The 18,907-nt window shown below is 68.7% G+C and carries 16 protein-coding genes and 1 pseudogene; 4 read left to right on the forward strand and 13 right to left on the reverse strand.

Going from position 1 to position 18,907, the window contains the following annotated elements; all coding sequences use genetic code 11:
* The first annotated feature begins 233 nt into the window (after nucleotides 1–233).
* On the forward strand, nucleotides 234–1,145 hold the full coding sequence (locus ISN38_RS02760) for an IS3 family transposase (RefSeq protein WP_206712053.1): 912 nt from the start codon (nucleotides 234–236) through the stop codon (nucleotides 1,143–1,145).
* A 301-nt stretch (nucleotides 1,146–1,446) separates the two neighbouring features.
* On the opposite strand, the gene ISN38_RS02765 is transcribed toward ISN38_RS02760, so the two are convergent.
* The 12 genes from ISN38_RS02765 to ISN38_RS02820 all read right to left on the reverse strand — a co-directional run bounded on the left by ISN38_RS02765 (nucleotide 1,447) and on the right by ISN38_RS02820 (nucleotide 14,057).
* On the reverse strand, nucleotides 1,447–2,694 hold the full coding sequence (locus tag ISN38_RS02765; protein ID WP_003470158.1) for a glutamate-5-semialdehyde dehydrogenase: 1,248 nt from the start codon (nucleotides 2,692–2,694) through the stop codon (nucleotides 1,447–1,449).
* A 176-nt stretch (nucleotides 2,695–2,870) separates the two neighbouring features.
* Nucleotides 2,871–4,061 (reverse strand): glutamate 5-kinase, encoded by a 1,191-nt coding sequence (gene proB / locus ISN38_RS02770; protein WP_047324794.1) that lies wholly within the window; start codon nucleotides 4,059–4,061, stop codon nucleotides 2,871–2,873.
* 16 nt (nucleotides 4,062–4,077) lie between these two features.
* Entirely contained in the window at nucleotides 4,078–4,335 is a 258-nt protein-coding gene (locus tag ISN38_RS02775) for a YciI family protein (protein ID WP_047324793.1), read from the reverse strand.
* Nucleotides 4,336–4,423: 88 nt separating this feature from the next.
* Nucleotides 4,424–5,221 (reverse strand): hypothetical protein, encoded by a 798-nt coding sequence (locus tag ISN38_RS02780; RefSeq protein ID WP_047324792.1) that lies wholly within the window; start codon nucleotides 5,219–5,221, stop codon nucleotides 4,424–4,426.
* Between the two features lie 51 nt (nucleotides 5,222–5,272).
* Nucleotides 5,273–6,571, reverse strand: coding sequence for an argininosuccinate lyase (argH, locus tag ISN38_RS02785; protein ID WP_047324791.1), 1,299 nt, complete (start codon nucleotides 6,569–6,571; stop codon nucleotides 5,273–5,275).
* Nucleotides 6,572–6,713: 142 nt separating this feature from the next.
* Nucleotides 6,714–7,682: an N-acetyl-gamma-glutamyl-phosphate reductase gene (gene argC / locus ISN38_RS02790; protein WP_058358595.1), complete on the reverse strand. Its 969-nt coding sequence runs from the start codon at nucleotides 7,680–7,682 to the stop codon at nucleotides 6,714–6,716.
* A complete protein-coding gene (locus tag ISN38_RS02795; protein WP_038238438.1) occupies nucleotides 7,679–8,290 on the reverse strand; it encodes a GNAT family N-acetyltransferase in 612 nt (203 codons plus the stop codon). The genes argC and ISN38_RS02795 overlap by 4 nt, the downstream gene beginning before the upstream one ends.
* Nucleotides 8,291–8,295: 5 nt before the next feature.
* The gene (locus ISN38_RS02800) at nucleotides 8,296–9,612 is read right to left on the reverse strand and encodes an acetylglutamate kinase (protein WP_003470142.1); all 1,317 of its coding nucleotides are present in this window, start codon (nucleotides 9,610–9,612) and stop codon (nucleotides 8,296–8,298) included.
* A 59-nt stretch (nucleotides 9,613–9,671) separates the two neighbouring features.
* Entirely contained in the window at nucleotides 9,672–10,760 is a 1,089-nt protein-coding gene (locus tag ISN38_RS02805; RefSeq protein WP_003470138.1) for an acetylornithine deacetylase, read from the reverse strand.
* A gap of 117 nt (nucleotides 10,761–10,877) precedes the next feature.
* On the reverse strand, nucleotides 10,878–12,122 hold the full coding sequence (locus tag ISN38_RS02810) for an argininosuccinate synthase (protein ID WP_003470135.1): 1,245 nt from the start codon (nucleotides 12,120–12,122) through the stop codon (nucleotides 10,878–10,880).
* Between the two features lie 60 nt (nucleotides 12,123–12,182).
* Complete coding sequence (locus ISN38_RS02815; RefSeq protein WP_003470132.1) at nucleotides 12,183–13,217, reverse strand: N-acetylornithine carbamoyltransferase; 1,035 nt, start codon at nucleotides 13,215–13,217, stop codon at nucleotides 12,183–12,185.
* Nucleotides 13,218–13,520: 303 nt separating this feature from the next.
* On the reverse strand, nucleotides 13,521–14,057 hold the full coding sequence (locus ISN38_RS02820; RefSeq protein WP_003470129.1) for a hypothetical protein: 537 nt from the start codon (nucleotides 14,055–14,057) through the stop codon (nucleotides 13,521–13,523).
* Between the two features lie 194 nt (nucleotides 14,058–14,251).
* On the opposite strand from ISN38_RS02820, the gene cysS reads away from it, so the two are divergent.
* From cysS to ISN38_RS02835, 3 genes and pseudogenes are all read left to right on the forward strand, one after another.
* Nucleotides 14,252–15,661: a cysteine--tRNA ligase gene (cysS, locus tag ISN38_RS02825; protein WP_003470124.1), complete on the forward strand. Its 1,410-nt coding sequence runs from the start codon at nucleotides 14,252–14,254 to the stop codon at nucleotides 15,659–15,661.
* 94 nt (nucleotides 15,662–15,755) lie between these two features.
* Nucleotides 15,756–16,193, forward strand: a complete 438-nt coding sequence (locus tag ISN38_RS02830) for a SufE family protein (RefSeq protein ID WP_003470122.1) — start codon at nucleotides 15,756–15,758, stop codon at nucleotides 16,191–16,193.
* Nucleotides 16,190–17,437 (forward strand): annotated as a pseudogene (locus ISN38_RS02835) (MFS transporter). Before ISN38_RS02830 ends, ISN38_RS02835 begins: the two are co-directional and overlap by 4 nt.
* Before the next feature lie 25 nt (nucleotides 17,438–17,462).
* Here the strand turns inward: ISN38_RS02835 and ISN38_RS02840 are convergent.
* On the reverse strand, nucleotides 17,463–18,587 hold the full coding sequence (locus tag ISN38_RS02840; RefSeq protein WP_003470120.1) for an alpha/beta hydrolase: 1,125 nt from the start codon (nucleotides 18,585–18,587) through the stop codon (nucleotides 17,463–17,465).
* Nucleotides 18,588–18,907 lie beyond the last annotated feature (320 nt).

Below are 18,907 nucleotides of genomic sequence, written 5' to 3' on the forward strand. Positions count from 1 at the left end.
GGGTCGGGATATTGTCTTGTCTACAGATTACGTAGCTGCGGCTAGCAGACGCTCACCATATGCGAAAGGATATCATTGCTTGCGAATGCATCCAGCAACAACATCGCCGCATGTGATAGGCGGCACGGTTGGCAGCATGACCGAATCGGCGCTCCCGCTCCCACCCGACGTACCCCCAATGTTGAGTAGCATGCCGGTTTGGAGTCCAATTCCCTACCTTAAGGAGATTGGACGTGAAGAAGCGTTTTACCGAAGAACAGATTATCGGCTTTCTGCGCGAGGCCGACGCCGGCGTGGCCATCAAGGACCTGTGCCGTCGCCATGGTTTCAGCGAGGCCTCCTATTACCTATGGCGTAGCACCTTCGGCGCGATGAGCGTGCCCGATGCCAAGCGGCTCAAAGATCTGGAGGCAGAGAACGCTGACCGCAATGTCGACCTGCGCCAGCGCATCGTGGCGCTGGCGCACCGGCACAAGCGCTATGGCGTGGGAATGATCTACCTGAAACTGCGGAAGGAAGGGCACATGGAGAACTACAAGCGCGTGGAGCGGCTGTATCAGGAGCAGCAGTTGCAGGTCGGACGTCGCAAGCGCAAGAAGGTGCAGGTCGGCCAGCGCCAGCCATTGCTGCGACCAGCACAGGCCAACCAGGTATGGTCGATGGACTTCGTGTTCGACCGCACTGCCGATGGGCGGGTGATCAAATCGCGGGTGATCGTGGACGACGCCCCCCATGAAACGGTCGCGATCGAGGTGGAACGTGCGATCTGCGGCCATGGTGTGAGCCGCGTCCTGGACCGCTTGGCAATCAGTCGCGGCCTGCCGCAGGTGATTCGTACCGACAACGGCAAGGAGTTCTGCGGCAAGTCCATGGTCGCCTGGGCGCATGCCCGTGGCGTGCAGCTACAGCGGATCCAACCAGGCAAACCGAACCAGAACGCCTACGTTGAATCCTTCAACCGCCGGCTACGCGACGAATGCCTCAACGAACACTGGTTCCCAAACCTGCTGCATGCGCGCACCGAGATCGAGCGCTGGCGACGCGAATACAACGAGGAACAACCCAAAAAGGCAATCGGCGGCATGACGCCCGCTGCTTATGCCCAACATTTCGCAAACACCGATATCATTACCCCTGGACTCTAAACCCAACCGCTACTCAGGGCGGGGGACGTCGGATCCAGGCTAACAGCGCCAGGCCCGCGCTAGTGCGCGGCCGCCCGGGTCAGCGTCGCGCGAAAATCGAATAGCGGCCGGCCAGAGCGTTGAACGGCGAGCATGCCACGTGCCCAACACGCCATGTGCCCAAACAGAGTCTACAACCGCAGCAGAGCTGCCCGAGCGTCACGGCCGCAACGGCGGCGTGTACGCAGTTGGTGGCAAGCTTGCCCCGCAGCATCGCCAACGCCAGCAACGAAGGACCGTTCGCGCCGGACATCGCAGCCTGTCAGTGCCGCACCTGGCCCTCGCCGCGCACCACGAAGCGCTCCACGGTCAGCGCTTCCAGGCCCATCGGGCCGTAGGCGTGCAGGCGCGTTGTGGAGATGCCAATCTCCGCGCCCAGGCCGAGTTCGCCGCCGTCGGAGAAGCGCGAGGAGGCGTTGACCATCACCACCGCCGCGCGCAGCGCATGCACGAATGCTTCGGCGTTGGCCGCATCGGCGGTGGCGATGACTTCGGTGTGGTCCGAGCCGTAGTGGCGGATGTGCGCGATCGCCGCGTCCAGGTCCGGCACCACCCGGATCGCCAGGATCAGGTCGAGGTATTCGGCCGCGTAATCGGCATCGCTGGCCGCGTCGATGTCCGGCAGCAGCGTGCGGCTGGCGTCGTCGCCGCGCAGGGCCACGCCGCGCTGCTGCAGCGCCTGCGCCGCCAGCGGCAGGAAGCGCGCGGCGATATCGGCGTGCACCAGCAGCGTCTCCAGCGAATTGCACGCGGCCGGGCGCGTGGTCTTGCCGTCCACCAGCAGCTTCACCGCCAGCGCCAGGTCCGCCGAGGCGTCCACGAACAGGTGGCAGACGCCCTTGTAGTGCTTGATCACCGGCACCCGCGCGTGCTCGGCGACGAAGCGGATCAGGCCCTCGCCGCCGCGCGGGATCGCCAGGTCGACGATGTCGTTGAGCTGCAGCAGTTCCAGCATGGTCTCGCGGCGCAGGTCTTCCACCAGGGTCAAGGCGTCCTCGCCGATCCCGGCCTCGCGCAACGCGCGCCGCAGCGCGGCGGCGATCGCGGTGTTGGAATGGATCGCCTCCGAGCCGCCACGCAGGATCACCCCGTTGCCGGCCTTGATGCACAGCGCCGCGGCATCGGCGGTGACGTTCGGGCGCGCCTCGTAGATCATCGCGATCACGCCTAACGGCACCCGCACCTTCTGCACGCGGATGCCATTCGGGCGCACGTCGTCGCGGGTGACCTGGCCGACCGGATCGGGCAGCGCTGCCACCTCGCGCAGCGCCGCGGCGACGCCGGCCAGGCGCGTGCCGTCCAGCGCCAGCCGGTCGAGCATGGCGTTGCCGACATTCCTGGCCCGCGCCGCCTCCAGATCGCGCGCATTGGCGGCGAGGATCGCCTCCGCATCCGCTTCCAGCGCCGCCGCCATCGCCTCCAGCAAGGCCTGCTTGGCCGCGGCAGACAATTGCGCCAGCGCCTGCGCGGCGTCGCGGCAGTGCAGGGCTTGGGCTCGGATCGTGCTCATTGATGGTTCCAGTTGGTTCGGGACTCGGGACTCGGGACTCGGGACTCGCAAAAGTCTGCGCGGGCGGTAAGGACTGTCAAGCAGACGAAGCGAAAAACGCCAGACGCGTTCTCGCATTTGCCGAAGGTGCGCGATGCAATGGCGTGTCGGCCTGCGCATGCGCCGACCGGCCACGCTCACACCGAGTCCCGAGTCCCGAGTCCCGAGTCCCGAACAACAACCAGATCGTCGCGGTGAATCACATTCTCTCCATAGCTATACCCCAGGATCGCTTCGATGTCGCGCGAGTGACGGCGGGCGATGCGGCGCACGTCGGCGGCCGAGTACTGGCTGACGCCGCGCGCCAGGCAGCGGTCGCCGGCGGCGTCGCGCAGGCGCACTTTGACCATGTCGCCGCGGCGGAAGTCGCCTTCGGCACCGACCACGCCGCCGGGCAGCAGCGAGGCGCCCTTGTCGGCCAGCGCGGCGGCGGCGCCGGCATCGACCAGGATCGCGCCAGGTTCCACCGGCACCTGGCGCAGCCAGTACTTGCGCGCGGCGAGGCGGGTGCGCGCCGGATGGATGCGGGTGCCGCGCAGGCGGTCCTGGGCCAGGCCGCGCACCACCTCGGCGCTACGGCCGTTGAACAGATAGGTCTCGATGCCGGCGGCGCCGGCCTTGGCCGCGGCCTCCAGCTTGGTACGCATGCCGCCGGTGCCGACGCTGCTGCCGCTGCCGCCGGCCATCGCCAGCACCGCCGCGGTCAGCTCGGGGACGTCGTCCAGCGGCTGCGCGCGCGGGTCGCTGCGCGGATCGGCGGTGTACAGGCCGTCGATGTCGGTGGCGATGAACAGCGCATCGGCATCGACCAGCGCGGCGACGATCGCGGCGAGATTATCGTTGTCGCCGAGCTTGAGTTCGTCCACCGACACGGTGTCGTTCTCGTTGACCACCGGCAGCGCGCCCAGCCGCAACAGCTCGCCCAGCGTGGCGCGCGCGTTGAGGTAGCGGCGGCGGTTGCGCAGGTCGTCGTGGGTCAGCAGCACCTGCGCCACCGGGCGCTCGAAGAAGCGTTGCCACAGCGCGATCAGCTGCGCCTGGCCAAGCGCGGCCAGCGCCTGCCGGGCGGCGATCGCCGCGCCGGCCTCGGCGGCCCGCGGCAGGATCGCGCGTCCGGCAGCGACCGCGCCGGACGACACGATCACCAGTTCGCGCCCGGCCGCAAGGTTGGCCGAGACGAACTGCGCCAGCCCCAGCGCGTAGCGCGGCGACAGCCCGCCACCGCCGTCGGCGGCGAGCAGGCTGCTGCCGACCTTGAGCACCGCGCGCCGCCACGGCGGCAGCGCCTGCTCGACGAACGCCGCTGCGGCAGCGGTGGCGGCGCTCATCGCAGACGCGCCCGGCTCATTGCGCGTTCCATGCATGTACGCTCAGTTCGGACGCATCCTCGATCGCCAGCGGATCCTCGGCGACGATCGCCCGCGCCTGCTCCAGGCTGGCGACGTTCTTCAGCAGATAGGCGCCGCCGCTGCCGTCGCCGAAACCGCCGGCCAGTTCCAGCAGCCCGCGCGCGCGCAATGCGGCGAGAAAATCGCGGTGCGGCTGGACCACCGACGGCGGAAAGTCCGGCTTGCGTATCGCCATCACCAGATACAACGTCATCGTGCTTCTCCTCGATCGACTAGGTCACCACCCGGCCAGCGTGGCCGCGCGCCCTTCCCGCACCATCTGCCAGCGGCCGCTGCCGACACTAGCGCACCACCGCCACGCGTGTCGCCGCGAAATAGCGCAGCAGGCGCCGCATCTTGTCCTGCGCCGCAGCGTCGCCGCCATCGTCGTCCATCCAGCTGGCGTCGGCTTCGGGATGCGGGCCGGTCAGCAGCACCGTGCCGGCGCCATAGCCGTAGCGGGCCATGGCCACGTCGCCGTTGCGGTAGTGGGCGATCGGCAAGTAACCCGACGCGGCCTTGCCGGTGAAATACGGACCGTCCTGATAGTAGAAGCGTTGCAGCGTCCCGTCCCAGCGCACCTCGATCGTATGATCGCCTTCGTCGTCGATGCCCGAGCCCGGGCGCCCGACCTCCGATTGCAGCGCCACATCGACCAGCCCGATCCAGTCGCGGTCGGCCAGATACGCGCCCATGCACAAGCCGAGGAAGCCCTTGCCGCCGCGCACGAACGCCCGGATCGCGCTGGCACCATCGTCGCCGATGGCGGCATAGGCGGCAGCGATGTCCTGCCCGCCGCCGGGCTGGACGTACAGGTCGAATCCGCTCAGCGTGCGCGCGTTCACCTTGAGCGGCTCGCGCTCGCCGACATAGGCGAGTTCGAGCTTCAGACCGGTTCCCCGCAACGCTTTCACCACCATTTCCGAACAACCGCGGCAACCGGCCTTGCCCCGGTACACCGCCACCTTCAGCGCGTCACCGTCTGCCGCTGCCGCATGCGCCGGCAAGGACGGCGCCAGCAGCAGCGGCAACAGCAACGCCGCCAGCACGGCCCATCCAAGGCGCTTGGCTACCTGCGGCAGCGCGGTCGATCGGTTCATGCATCCTCCGTCCGATGAAAACCCGTAAACCCAGCGTGGCAGCGTGCTGCCTCAGCCGGCCAGCGCGTCCCAGCGCGATTGCAATTGCGCCAGACGCAGATCGGCGGCGGCACCGGGCGAGACCCGTGCAGCCAGGCTGCCTTCCGGGGTGCGCCCCTGCCCTGCGCTGTCCGCCGACGCGGCGGCGGCCTGGTAGGCCTCGCGGAACGGCACCCCGGCCAGCGCCGCCTCGACCGCGACGTCGGTGGCGTACATGCCCGTGTCGATCGCCGCGCGCAGCCTGTCCTCGCGCCATTCCAGGTTGGCCAGCAACGCCGGCAGCAGCTCCAGCGCGGCCAGGCCGCGGCCGAAGCCGTGGAAGATCGCGCCCTTGCTGCTCTGCAGGTCGCGGTGGTAGCCGGACGGCAGCGACAGCAGCTGTTCGATCTCGGTGCGCGCGGCGGCCACGCTGGCGTGGGTGGCGCGCATCAGTTCGATCACGTCGGGATTGCGCTTGTTGGGCATGATCGAACTGCCGGTGGTGTACTGCGCCGGCAAGGCGACGAAACCGAACTCGCCGCTGGTGAACAGCGACAGGTCCCAGGCCAGCCGACGCAGGTCCAGGGTCGCGCTGCCCAGCGCTTCCAGCGCGGCCATCTCGAACTTGCCGCGCGACAGCTGTGCGTAGATCGGTGAGACCTGCATGCGCGCGAAGCCGAGTGCGGCGGTAGTGTGCTCGCGGTCGAGTTTCAGATTGACGCCGTAGCCGGCGGCGGTGCCGAGCGGGTTGGCGTCGATCAGGCGCAACGTGTCCTGGGCGCGGATCGCATCGTCGATGAAGGCTTCGGCCCAGCTGGCCCACCACATCCCGGCCGAGGACACCACGGCGCGCTGGATATGGGTGTAGCCCGGCAGCGGCAGCGCCTGCTCGGCCTGCGCGCGGTCCAGCGCGACCTTGGCGATCTCGCGGCTCAGCTGCGCCAGTTGCGCCAGCCGTTCCTTCAGCCATAGGCGGGTGGCGACCAGGATCTGGTCGTTGCGGCTGCGCCCGGTGTGGATCTTGCGGCCGGCATCGCCCAGGCGCTCGGTGAGCCGCGCTTCGATCGCCGAATGGCCGTCCTCGAAGCGCGCGTCGAGCACGAACGCGCCGCTGCGGAAATCCTCGGCCAGGATCGCCAGTTCGCGCTGCAGCCCGGCCAGTTCGTCGGCCGAGAGGATGCCGATGCGCTGCAGGCCTTCGGCATGCGCGCCGCTGGCGGCGATGTCGTGCAGGAAGAACTCGCGGTCCAGGATGACGTCGTCGCCAGCCAGAAATGCCTGGATCTTGGCATCGACGGCAACGCCGGGTTTTTGCCAGAGGAGATTGGTCATTGGGGTTCCTTCGGGACTCGGGACTGGAGACTGGGGACTCGGAAAGCGACTGGCTGTTGTCGTTCGGTTCGCGGGCCGGCCGAAGATGCTTTTGCCCTTATCGGGTCCCGAGTCCCGAGTCCCGAGTCCCGTCCAAATAGCCTCATTGCGTCTGTCCCACCACAGGAATCGACGTCAGTTCGTCCAAGCCCAGCGCCAGGTTGAGATTTTGCATCGCCTGCGTCGCCGCGCCCTTGAGCAGGTTGTCCAGGGTCGCCACGACGACCAGGCGCTTGTTGCCCGGCGCCAGGGTGAAGCCGCCGATCTGCACGCCGTGCTTGCCGGCGATGCGGCTGACCCACGGCGCGGCGTCGAGCACCTCGATCAGCGGTTCGCCGGCGTAGCGCTCGCGGTAGCGGCGCTGGATCGCGTCCAGCGCCAGCGGTTGCTGCAGCCACAGGTTCACGGTCATGCTGATGCCGCGGAAATGCGGCGCCACGTGCGGCATGAATTCCACCGGCACGCCCAACTGCATTGACACTTCGCGCTCGTGCATGTGGTCGGTCAGCGCGTACGGCATCAGGTTGTCGCGCAGCAGCTCGGGGTTGTTCTTGTCCGACGGCGTGGTGCCGGCGCCGGAATAGCCGGACACGCCGAAACACTGCGGCGGGCCGGCCAGCTGGTCGAGCAGCGGCGCGATCGCCAGTTGCATCGCGGTGGCGTAGCAGCCGGGATTGCTGATCCGCTTCTGCCCGGCGTAGCGGCGGCGGGTCAGTTCCGGCAGGCCGTAGTACCAGCCCGGATCGAAGCGGTAATCGGCCGACAGATCGACGACGATGCTCTCGGACGCCGCCGCGTCCAGCGCGGCCACGTAGGGCGCGGCCTTGCCGTTGGGCAGCGCCAGCACCACCGCGTCGGCGCGCTTGGCCGCGACCGCGTCGGCATCCAGGTTCTCGTAGCGCAGCTCGCCCTGGTAGGCGGCGCTGTGCTCGGCCACGCGCTGGCCGGCCAGCTCGCGCGAGGACACGAAGGCCAACTGCAGGTGCGGATGCGCGGCGACCAGCTTGATCAGTTCGGCGCCGGTGTGGCCGCGCGCGCCGACGATGCCGACGCTGTAGATGTTGGAAGTCATGTATGCGAGTCCAGGCGGAACTGCAGGTGGCGTTTCACCCCGGCCCATTCCGTGTCGATGATGGAGAACACCACGGTGTCGCGCGGGGTGCCGTCGGCGTGGCGTTTGTGGTTGCGCAGCACGCCGTCCTGCTTGGCGCCGAGGCGGGCGATGGCGGCGCGCGAGGTGTGGTTGAACCAGCTGGTCTCGAAGCCGACGCTGAGGCAGCGCAAGGTCTCGAACGCGTACTGCAGCAGCATGCGCTTGACCTCGGTATTGACCCCGCTGCGCTGCACCCGCGGCGCATACCAGGTGTAGCCGATCAGCAGCGTCGGCACTTCCGGGTCAAGCCCGTAGCAGCGGGTGCTGCCGACGACTGCGCCGGCCGCGTCGCGCACCACGAACGGCAGCACCCGGCCCTGCGCCTGCGCGTCCAGCGCCGTGGCCACGTAGCCATCGACCTGATCCGCGGCCGGCACGCTGGTGTACCACAGCCGCTCCAGGCCGCTGCCGTGCAGCGCCGCGCGCAAGGCGTCGGCATGCGCATGCTGCAACGGCTCCAGCGACGCATGCCGGCCCTGCAGGCTCGGCACGGCGCGCCACAGCGCAGGCAGCAGGTCCAGGGGCATCGCGCTCAGCCCAGCAAGGTTGGCGTGCGCGTGGCGCAATGCGCCACGCAGTGCTGGATCTGCTCGAAGTTCTCCAGCCCGTACCAGAACACCTTCCACTTCTCCTGCTTGAAGCAGCCGTCGGATTCGGCGTAGTAGAAGATGTTGACCTGGTTGTTGTGGCGCGAGCGCCAGAACAGCTGCGGCGTTTCCTCGCGCATCACGTTCCACACCGCGCGGCCCAGGCCTTCGCCCTGCGCGTCGTCGAGTACCGCGAACTTGTCCAGGTAGGTGTAGCCGTCCTCGTGGGTCAGGATCACCGCGGCGCGGTAGTTCTCGCTAACGTAGGCGCGCAGCAGCCGGGTCTTGTCGAAATACTCCGGCACCAGCGTGCGGCCGAAGCTGGATTCGATCAGCGACTTCAGCCGCTGCGTGTCCAGCTCGCTCCACGCCGTGGCGCGCAGCACCTTCTCGCCGCGCCGCACCAGCGTGCCCGAACCCCTGTGGGTAAACAGTTCCTTGGCCAGGTCGGCCGGGCGCGTGATCGACACCGACGACTCCAGCGGCAGGCGGTCCAGCAGATCCTTGATCTGCTCGATCTTGACCCGCATGCCGCCGTTGATCCACGGCTGCTGCATCAGGTGCGCGTATTCGGTGGACAGGTTGATCGAATCGATCACCTTGCCCTCCGCGTCGAGCAGCCCGCCGGTGCCGGTGAGGAAGATGATCTTGTACGGCTGCAGTTCCTGCACCAGTTCGTTGGCGGCGAAATCGGCGTTGATGTTGAGGATCTGCCCGCTCGGGGTTTCGCCCAGGCTGGTGATCACCGGGATCGAGCCGGCCTGCAGGCTGGCCTCGATCGGCGCCAGATTCACCGCCTTGACCTCGCCGACCAGACCGTAGGTGTCGCGATCCAGGTAGTGCGCTTCGAACACCCCGCCGGTGATCGAGGTGGCGCGTGCGCCGTTCTGCTGCAGCGCTTCGACCAGCTTGAGGTTGGACGCCTGGAACACCTTGCGCACGATCGCCAGCGCTTCAGGCGAGGTCACGCGCAGGCCGTTGACGGTCTGCTTCTCGATGCCGGCGGCCGACAGCTCCGCATCCAGCTGCGGACCGGCGCCGTGCAGCACGATCGGGGTCAACCCGACCTCTTGCAGGAACGACAACGAGGAGGTCAGCGCCTCCAGATCATCGCGCAGCACCGCGCCGCCGACCTTGACCACGGCGAAGCGCTTGGCGTCCAGCTGCGAGAAGCGCTTGAGGTACTGGCTGATCTCCTTGGCGCTGGCCATGCTCGAGAGCAGGCGGACGATGGTCTGGCGGGTTTGCTTGTTGGCGTGCATGGCGGTGATGGCGGTTCCGTGATCCGGGATGGAAGGGCCGTGGCCCCGGCGGCGCGTGCTCAACGCACGCCGTTGATGATGCGGTCCACCGAGCTCGCATAGCGCTGCAACTGCTGCAGCGTTACGAACTCGTCGGCGGTGTGCGCCTGGGCGATGTCGCCCGGGCCGTACACCAGCGCGGTGTAGCCGCCGGCCGAGAACAGCGAGGCCTCGGTCCAGAAGTCCACCGCATTGCCGATCGGCAGATGCAGCGCATCGGCGACGTCGCGCGCGGCCAGGCGCTTGTCCTCGGCATGCGCGATGTCGCCGGAAGGCAGGCTCGGCCCGCGGAAGGTCTCCTCGAACTGCGCCGCGGCCGGATCGGCGAAACCGGCGAAGCTCGCCAGCAGCGCATCCACGTCCATCGACGGCAGCGGCCGGAAGCCGAAGCGCAGCTCCGCGGCCGGCGCGATCATGTTGGCCTTGATCCCGCCCTCGACCCGGCCGATGTTGAAGCGCAAGCCGGTCAGGCCGCCGAAGCGCGCATGCGCCAGCGACTCGACATGGTCCAGGGCCTTGCCGCCCCAGCGCATCGCCTGGTGCAGCGCGCTGGCCGAGGGATCCTGCTTGCCCGACGCATGCCCGGCGCGGCCGGCGAAGCGCATCAGCACCGAACTGATGCCGCGATGCGCCAGCACCGCCTCGCTCATCGTGGGTTCCGCCACCAGCACCGCCTCGTAGGGAATGCGGCGTTGCAGGAACGCAGCGATGCAGCGCGGATCGTTGGCTTCCTCGTCGCTGGAGAACAGGAACGCGGCGTCGCCGTCGCCGGCATTGGCCGCCGCGACCAGCGCCGCGGCCGCACCCTTGATGTCGCACACGCCCAGGCCGATCACCCGGTCCTCGGTGCGGCGCATGCGGTGCGGGTCGGCGCTCCAGTGCGGCGAGTCCGGCACCGTGTCCAGGTGCACGTTGAACAGGTACTTGGGCGTGCCGCGCACCGCGTACAGGCTGACCGCCCCGGCGCCGTGATCGATCACCTCGACCTGGAACCCCGGCAGCTGCGCGCGCAGGTAATCGAAGATGCCATCGGTGCCGATCGCACGCGGCGGATTGCGGGTGTCGAAGGACACCAGCTGGTGCAGGTGATCGAGCGTCTGTTCGAGCATGAATCGAGGATCCTTCAACACTGCATCCGCTCGTCTGAAGCAGAGCCCCCTTCATGTTGAAGGGGGGCGCGCCAACGGCGCGGGGTTTAGGTGGAATGCGCGGGCTCTACGCCCAGGTCAACCGCGGTTGACCTGGGCGTAGAGCGTGGAGCTCATGCCGAACAGCTTGATGAAGCCTTCCGCCTCGGCCACGCCCCAGTCCGCCGACTGCGCGTAGGTCGCCCCCTTGGCGTTGAGCAGGTGCGGCGACTTCACCGCCACCGCATCGACGCGGCCGCCGCGGGTTTCCAGCGTGACTTCGCCGTTGACCTTGGCTTGCGAGGAATCCAGGAACGCCTCCAGATCGGTCTTCAGCGGATCGTGGTAGAAGCCTTCGTAGACCAGCTCCACCCACTTGCGCGCCACGTCCGGCTTGAAGCGGTTCTGCTGCTTGGTCAGCACCGCGTCTTCCAGCGCGCGGTGCGCGGCCAGCAGCGCGATCAGGCCCGGCGCCTCGAACACGATGCGGCCCTTCAGCCCGATCACGGTGTCGCCGGTGTACATGCCGCGGCCCACGCCGTAAGGGGCGAACAGCTTGTTGAGCTTGGCCAGCAGCTTGGCGCCTTCCAGCGGCTTGCCGTCCACCGCCACCGCTTCGCCGTGCTCGAACTTCAGGGTCACCGTCAGTGGCTCGATCGGCCACGCGCTGCGCGGCGCGCACCAGCCGCGGGTGCCCTCGCCCGGCGCTTCCCAGCGGTCGATCTCGCCGCCGGACATGGTCACGCCGAGCAGGTTCTCGTTGATCGTGTAGGCCTTCTGCTTGGCGCGCACGCCGAAGCCGCGTTCTTCCAGATACTTCTGCTCGTAGGCGCGGGTCTGGGTGTGCTCCTTCTGGATCTCGCGGATCGGCGCCACGATTTCGTAATCGCCCAGCGCCTTGACCGCCAGGTCGAAGCGCACCTGGTCGTTGCCCATGCCGGTGCAGCCGTGCGCGATGACCCGGGTGCCCAGCGCGTCGGCGCGCTTGAGCGCGGCATCGACGATCAGGTAGCGGTCGGACACCAGCAGCGGATACTGGCCCTGGTAGCCCTCGCCGGCCCACACGAACGGCTTGACGAAGCCGCTCCAGATCGCCGGGCCGCCATCGACGGTGACGTGGCTGGCCGCGCCCAGTTCGGCGGCACGCTTCTCGATGAAGTCGCGCTCCTCCTCGTCCACCCCGCCGGTATCGGCGAATACCGTGTGCACGGCGTAGCCCTTGGCCTGCAGATAGGGAATGCAGAAGCTGGTATCCAGGCCGCCGGAGAAGGCGAGGACGATGTCCTTGCTGCCGGGACGCGGGACGCGGGACGCGGGACTCGGAGAAGCGGTGGATTGCGACATGGATGAACTCCTGGGGGAATGCTGGATAAGAAAGAAAGACGAAGATGCCCGGCTCGGACTTTACGAGTCCCGCGTCCCGCGTCCCGAGTCCCGCACCAACGCCGCCATCACCGCCTTCTGCACATGCAGCCGGTTCTCGGCCTCGTCGATGGCGATGCAGTTCGGCGAATCCATCACCGCGTCGGTGGCCTTGACGTTGCGGCGCAGCGGCAGGCAGTGCGAGAACACGCCGTTGTTGGTCAGCGCCATCTTGCGCTCGTCGACGATGAAGTGCTGGTACTGGTCGCGGATCGGCTTTTCCGGACCCCAGTTGCCGAAGAACGGCAGCGCGCCCCAGCTCTTGGCGTAGACCACGTCGGCGCCGGCATAGGCGCTGTCGATGTCGTGGCTGACCTGCAGCGAGCCGCCGCTCTCGGCCACGTTCTGCGCCGCCCAGTCCATGTAGCGCTGGTCCAGCACGTAGTCCGGGGTCGGGCACAGCAGGGTCACGTCCATGCCCATGCGGGTGGCGATGGTCAGCGCCGAATTGGCCACCGCGGTGTTCAGCGGCTTGGGATGGTAGGTCCAGGTCAGCACGTACTTCTTGCCGCGCAGGTCCTGGGTGCCGAAATGCTCCTGCAGCGCCAGCGCATGCGCCAGCTCCTGGCACGGGTGGGTGATGGTCTCCATGTTGATCACCGGCACCGGCGAGTACCTGGCGAAGCTCTTCAGCACCAGGTCCTCGCGGTCCTTGGACCAGTCCACGAACTTCGGGAACGCGCGCACCCCGATCAGGTCGACGTAGCGGCCCAGCACCCGCGCCACCTCGGCGATGTGCTCCTCGGTGTCGCCGTCCATCACCGTGCCCAGGTCGAACTCGATCGGCCACGCGTCCTTGCCCGGCTGCAGCACCACCGCATGCCCGCCCAGCTGGAACGCGCCCAGCTCGAAGCTGGTGCGGGTGCGCATCGACGGGTTGAAGAACACCAGCGCGATCGACTTGCCCTTCAGCTCGCTGCCCAGCTTGTTGCGCTTGAACAGCGCGGCCTGGGTCAACAGCGCGTCCAGCTCGGCCCGGCTCCAGTCCTGGGTGTTCAAGAAGTGCTTCAGAGACATCGGTCCATCCTTTGCTGCGTGGAGCCACCGCGGCGGTGGCGTGCGCGGGACGCGCGGTAGTCAGTTCTTTACGGGTGAAACCTTTCCGGGGTATGAAAACGAAAAAACCCAGCCTCGGGCTGGGTTTTTCAGAACGAACGGCACAGCGTTCCGGTTACCCAGCAAGGATGTGGGATTCCGGTCGACGCGCGCGCGACGTCATGCCCGAGGCCATGCGTGCGGCGCTGAGATCGTGCTGGGGCAGATTCGCTTTCATGGGCGCGCATCCTCGCACGCGCATGCCGCAGGCGCAAGCGCGCGCACTCATCGCGGCGGCACCACGACCGCGTCGGGCACGTACGGCGCCACCGACACACGGATGCGCAACCGGTTGCCCGGGTCCTCCGGCAGCCGCGAGCGGTACTTGGTGCCCTTGTAGACGTAGTCCACGTCGTAGGCGATCGGACGGCGGAACTCGCGGCCGACCTCGATGGTGCGGCAATTGCGTCCGCTCGACGGCGCCGGCGCCGGCGCCTCGGCCACCGGTGCGGGCGCATCGTGGCGGCGGCTGAAGATGTCCTTCACGGAATCCATCAACCGGTTCAAGCGGCTATCGTCCTCAGGCTGGGCCGGGACGGGCGCCGGCGCCGGCGCCGGCGTCTGCACCGGATCGCATTGCTGTTCGGTGCGGGTGGCGCGCAGGGTCTGGTACACCGGCTCCACGTTCAGGACCTGCGCGTAGTCGAGCCTGACGTTCTCGATCACCGCCACGCGGTTGCGCGCCTCGTTGTCCTGGGCCCAGGCGGGTACGGCGACGCATGCGAACAGGCCGACCAGCGGCAACAACAGGTTCGGACGCATCGGCACCAGGCTTCGAAGGACAGATCGATCAGTGTAGGCATCGCAGCTTGCGTCGGGCTGAACGCAAGCCCACGCCGCAGCGGCCTACACCGGATTGGGGCGTGCGGCGCCGCACGCCCGGCCTGCCCAGGTACGGATGAGACGCTCCGCGCCGCTGCCGGTAGAATCACAAGGCTTCCCTACGCCCGATGCCGATGAGCCTGCGCCTGCACAACAACCTGACCCGCCGGGTCGACGCCTTCGAGCCCCTCGATCCGGCCGCTGGTCCCACCCTGTACGTGTGCGGCCCCACCGTCTACAACTACGCGCACATCGGCAACGCGCGCGGCCCGGTGGTGTTCGACGTGCTGGCCGCGCTGCTGCGGCGCCGCTACGGCGCGCTGCGCTACGCGCGCAACATCACCGACGTGGACGACAAGATCAACGCCGCCGCGCAGGCGCAAGGCGTGCCGATCGCCACCATCACCGACCGCTTCGCCGCCCTCTACCGGCAGGACATGGCCGCGCTGGGCGTGGCGCCGCCGGACCTGGAACCGGAGGCGACCGCGCACATCCCGCAGATCGTGGCGATGATCGAACGGCTGGTCGGCAGCGGCCACGCCTATGCCGCCGAAGGCCACGTGCTGTTCGCGGTGGCCAGCTTCGCCGGCTACGGCAAGCTGTCGCGGCGCGACCCGGAGGAGATGCTGGCCGGCGCCCGCGTCGAGGTCGCCCCGTACAAGCGCGACCCCGGCGACTTCGTGCTGTGGAAACCGTCCAGCGACGACCTGCCGGGCTGGGATTCGCCGTGGGGCCGCGGCCGCCCCGGCTGGCACATCGAATGCTCGGCGATGGCCGCCGCGCACCTGGGGCCGACCATCGACATCCATGCCGGCGGCGTGGACCTGCAATTCCCGCATCACGAGAACGAGATCGCGCAGAGCGAGTGCGCGCACGGCGGCGCCACCTTCGCCCGGTTCTGGTTGCACAACGGCATGCTCAACTTCAGCGGCGCCAAGATGAGCAAGTCGCTGGGCAACATCGAGACCGTGCACGACCTGATCGCCCGGCATCCGCCGGAGGCGCTGCGCTATGCGTTGTTGAGCGCGCACTACCGGCAACCATTGGATTGGTCCGATGCGCTGATCGAGCAGTGCAAGAACACCCTGGACCGGCTGTACGGCACCTTGCGCGCACTGGACGCGATCCAGGCCAGCGCGTCGATTCCGCAGGCGATCGAGGCCGCGCTGGAAGACGACCTCAACACCCCGCAGGCGCTGGCCGAAATGGCACGGATCGCGACGGTGGCGCGGCAACTGCTCGCGCAGGCCGGCGGCCGCGACGCAGCGCGCGACGCACAGTTGCAAGCGCAATTGCAGCAGGCCAAGTCCGACCTGCTCGGCGCCGGCCTGGCGCTGGGTCTGATGCAGCAGACGCCCGAAGCCTGGTTCAACCGCGGCGTTGGCGACGGCGACGACGCGCGCATCCAGGCGCTGATCGACGCGCGCAGTACCGCCAAGAAGAACCGCGATTTCGACCGCGCCGACGCGATCCGCCAGGAGCTGGCCGACGAAGGCGTGGTGCTGGAAGACACGGCGCAAGGCGTACGCTGGAAGCGCAGCTGAGTCATTGCTTCTCCGCTCGGGCGAGGGTGCGCCCGTACCCTCCCTCCCCTCTCCCGGGGGGAGCCGGGCTTTACCGCTTGATCCTGGATTTGCGATGACCGATACCGATTTCCCGCTGGAACCCACGCCCGCCGATGCCCAGGCCGCCATCGCCGAGGAATTCGGCTTCTTCGGCGATTGGTCCGAGCGTTACCAGTACTTGATCGATCTGGGCCGCAAGCTGCCGGCGTTCCCCGAGGAGTGGAAGACCGAGCAGCACCGCCTGCACGGCTGCCAGTCGATGGTATGGATCGTGCCCGAGGGCGATGCGCAGCGGCTGGTGTTCCATGCGATCAGCGATTCTGCGATCGTCTCCGGATTGATCTATCTGGCGCTGCGGGTCTACTCCGGACGCAGCGCAGCGCAGATCCTGGCCACCGCACCGGACTTCGTCGCCGCGATCGGCCTGGGCAAGCACCTGTCGCCGACCCGCAGCAACGGCCTGGCCGCTATCCTGGGCTTCATCCAGGACAGCGCACGCGCGCATGCATGAGCGCCCCGCCGCCCTCGCCCGCACAGAGCCTGCGCACGCTGCTGGCGCATCCCGGCTTCGCGCTGGTGCTGGCCTACCGCATCTGCACGATGATGTCCTACCAGATCGTCGCGGTCACGGTCGGCTGGCACATCTACGAAATCACCCGCGATCCGTTCTCGCTGGCTTGATCGGACTGGCCGAGATCCTGCCGTTCTTCTGCATCGCGCCGTTCGCCGGCTACCTGGTCGATCATTTGCCGCGGCGCAGGCTGGGCATGCTCGCCAGCCTGGGCGTGATCTCGACCGCGGCGGTGCTGACCGCGCTGACCCACGGCTGGCTACCGGTGCACGGCGTGTGGCCGATCTACGCGGCGATCACGCTGACCGGCGCGGCGCGGGCGTTCCTGTCGCCGGTGTACAACGCGCTGTTCGCGCACGTGCTGCCGCGCGAGGCATATGCGCGCGGCGCCAGCATCGGCAGCGTCGCGTTCCAAACCGGCATGGTGATCGGGCCGGCGCTGGGCGGGGTGCTGGTCGGCTGGGGCGGCAAGGGCCTGTCCTACGGCGTGGCGATGGCGGTGGCCTGCGTGGCGATGCTGGCGCTGGTGCTGCTGCGCGTGACCGAGCCGGTCAATGACGGCCCGTGTGCGCCGATCTTCCGCAGCATCGCCGAGGGCGCGCAGTTCGTGTTGTCCAACCAGATCATGCTCGGGGCGATGGCGCTGGATATGTTCTCGGTGCTGCTCGGCGGCGCGTTGTCGATGCTGCCGGCCTTCATCCACGACATCCTGCATTACGGCCCCGAAGGCCTGGGCATCCTGCGCGGCGCGCCGGCGCTGGGTTCGGTGCTGGCCGGGCTGTGGCTGGCGCGGCGGCCGCTGCAGCGCAATGCCGGCCGCATCCTGCTGCTGGCGGTGGCCGGCTTCGGCCTGTGCACAATCGCCTTCGGCCTGTCGCGGCATTTCTGGCTGTCGGCGGCGATCCTGCTGGTCTACGGTATGTGCGACGGGGTATCGGTGATCGTGCGTTCGACCATCCTGCAGCTGGCCACGCCGGATGCGATGCGCGGGCGGGTGTCCTCGATCAGCGGCATCTCCATCGGCTCGTCGAATGAGCTTGGCGCGTTCTACGACGGCGTCATGGCGCGGCTGGTCGGCCTGGTGCCGGCGGTGGTGATCGGCGGCTGCGTGACCCTGGGCGTGGTCGCGACCACCGCCTGGAGCGCCGAAGCTGCGCAAACTGGACCTGCGCGAACTGCAGTGACGGCGCAGTAGCCGCCGCGTCGCGCTCAGCGCGCCGCGGCGGCGGCGTCCAGGCGCTCGTCGGCGTTCCACGCCGCCGCGCAATCGGGCACGTTCGCCGGCTGGGTCAACCCGCCCTTGCCGGCCAGGAACCGGCAGGTCGCCGCGAACACCGCCGGCACCGCCTTGGAGCGGATCGGCGAGGCCAGCACGTGATTGCCGGCGCCGGCGAAATCCACCGCCTGGCACAACGCCGGCGGTGTGCCCAGTTGCGCGAACATCGCTTGCATCGCTGTCACCGACACGGCCGCGTCCTGATGCTGCGCGTCGCGATAGTAGTAGCCGAGGAACACCGGCACGTGGATCCGCGCATAGGTCGCCGGCAGCATGCCGCCGCGGGTCAGCGCAGCCAGCGCACGGTAGCCATCGACATGAGTGGCGTCGGCCCAGTAGCCGCTATCGACCGGGTTGCGCATGACCGGATCGCCGCCGTTGCGCAACCACAGCAGCAGCTGCGCGCCCCACGGCCACAGCATCGGCTGCAGTTGCTCGCCGTGCTCGCGCACCAGCGGCGACCACAGCACCAGGGCCTGCACCTGTTGCGGGTGCGCGGCCACGGTCTGCAGCGCCAGTGCGCCGCCCATCGAATTGCCGATCACCACCACGCGCCGGCCCAGCACTCGCGCCACCGCCAACGCCTCGGCGGCACCGCCGAGCAGGCGCGGCGCATCGATGCCGCGCAAAGCGTCGGCGGCGACCAGCCCGTGCCCCGGCAAGCGCGGCAGATACAGATTGCAGCCGAAGCTGCGCGCCAGACGCCGATGGGTCGGCGCGCCCTCGCCCTGGCTGGCGGTGAAGCCGTGCAGATAGACCATGGCGCAGTCGCGCCGTCCCGGATGCGCCGGGTCGGCCCAGACGATGCGCGCCTGATTGTCCGCACGCAGGCCGGCAGTGGCCCGTTCGCGCGCGTCCAGCCAGGCCTGCAGCGCGAGCGGATCCTGCGGCACCGCCGGCAACGCGATCTGCGGCAGCGCGGGGCTGACCCGCGGCCCCAGCGCCAGCACCGCCAGCAGCACCAGCAAGAGCAACAGCGGCCAGCGCGCGTAGCGCCAGACGCGGGACCTGCCTGCGCGTGAGGGCTTCGCCGCAGCGGACACCGGCGTGGGGCTCATGCGCACCTGTGCGCAGCCTGCCGCGGATGGCGACGCGCCCGCGGCGAACGGCGCGGCGTGGCTTGCGTAGCGGCCTCGGCGCCAGCAGCACGGACCCAGCATGTCGCGGGAGCGTGCACGACCAGGACGACCACGCGCTGCGGCGGGCAGGAAAGGCGATTGGCGAGCATCGGCAGGCGGCGGCAGCGTGGCCGTTCGCCACGGGTCCAGTCTGCGGCGGGGGCATGACAGGCGCATTTAAACCCGGTCGCGGTCCGGCATGCGCGGCGAGGATGCAACGGCGCAACCTCGCCCTTTTCGGCTTGCGCCTGCGTCGCCGC

The sequence above is a fragment of the Xanthomonas translucens pv. undulosa genome (assembly GCF_017301775.1).
Taxonomy (GTDB): Bacteria; Pseudomonadota; Gammaproteobacteria; order Xanthomonadales; family Xanthomonadaceae; genus Xanthomonas_A; species Xanthomonas_A translucens.

What these genes read in the sequence shown, in the direction of transcription:
- ISN38_RS02830 (WP_003470122.1), top strand. Translation starts at nt 15,756, where the DNA reads ATGACCGATACCGATTTCCCGCTGGAACCCACGCCCGCCGATGCCCAG.
- argH (WP_047324791.1), bottom strand. Translation starts at nt 6,571, where the DNA reads ATGACCAATCTCCTCTGGCAAAAACCCGGCGTTGCCGTCGATGCCAAG.
- ISN38_RS02820 (WP_003470129.1), bottom strand. Translation starts at nt 14,057, where the DNA reads ATGCGTCCGAACCTGTTGTTGCCGCTGGTCGGCCTGTTCGCATGCGTC.
- ISN38_RS02780 (WP_047324792.1), bottom strand. Translation starts at nt 5,221, where the DNA reads ATGAACCGATCGACCGCGCTGCCGCAGGTAGCCAAGCGCCTTGGATGG.
- argC (WP_058358595.1), bottom strand. Translation starts at nt 7,682, where the DNA reads ATGACTTCCAACATCTACAGCGTCGGCATCGTCGGCGCGCGCGGCCAC.
- ISN38_RS02775 (WP_047324793.1), bottom strand. Translation starts at nt 4,335, where the DNA reads ATGACGTTGTATCTGGTGATGGCGATACGCAAGCCGGACTTTCCGCCG.
- proB (WP_047324794.1), bottom strand. Translation starts at nt 4,061, where the DNA reads ATGAGCGCCGCCACCGCTGCCGCAGCGGCGTTCGTCGAGCAGGCGCTG.
- ISN38_RS02815 (WP_003470132.1), bottom strand. Translation starts at nt 13,217, where the DNA reads ATGTCTCTGAAGCACTTCTTGAACACCCAGGACTGGAGCCGGGCCGAG.
- ISN38_RS02810 (WP_003470135.1), bottom strand. Translation starts at nt 12,122, where the DNA reads ATGTCGCAATCCACCGCTTCTCCGAGTCCCGCGTCCCGCGTCCCGCGT.
- ISN38_RS02840 (WP_003470120.1), bottom strand. Translation starts at nt 18,587, where the DNA reads ATGAGCCCCACGCCGGTGTCCGCTGCGGCGAAGCCCTCACGCGCAGGC.
- ISN38_RS02805 (WP_003470138.1), bottom strand. Translation starts at nt 10,760, where the DNA reads ATGCTCGAACAGACGCTCGATCACCTGCACCAGCTGGTGTCCTTCGAC.
- ISN38_RS02795 (WP_038238438.1), bottom strand. Translation starts at nt 8,290, where the DNA reads ATGCCCCTGGACCTGCTGCCTGCGCTGTGGCGCGCCGTGCCGAGCCTG.
- cysS (WP_003470124.1), top strand. Translation starts at nt 14,252, where the DNA reads ATGAGCCTGCGCCTGCACAACAACCTGACCCGCCGGGTCGACGCCTTC.
- ISN38_RS02800 (WP_003470142.1), bottom strand. Translation starts at nt 9,612, where the DNA reads ATGCACGCCAACAAGCAAACCCGCCAGACCATCGTCCGCCTGCTCTCG.
- ISN38_RS02765 (WP_003470158.1), bottom strand. Translation starts at nt 2,694, where the DNA reads ATGAGCACGATCCGAGCCCAAGCCCTGCACTGCCGCGACGCCGCGCAG.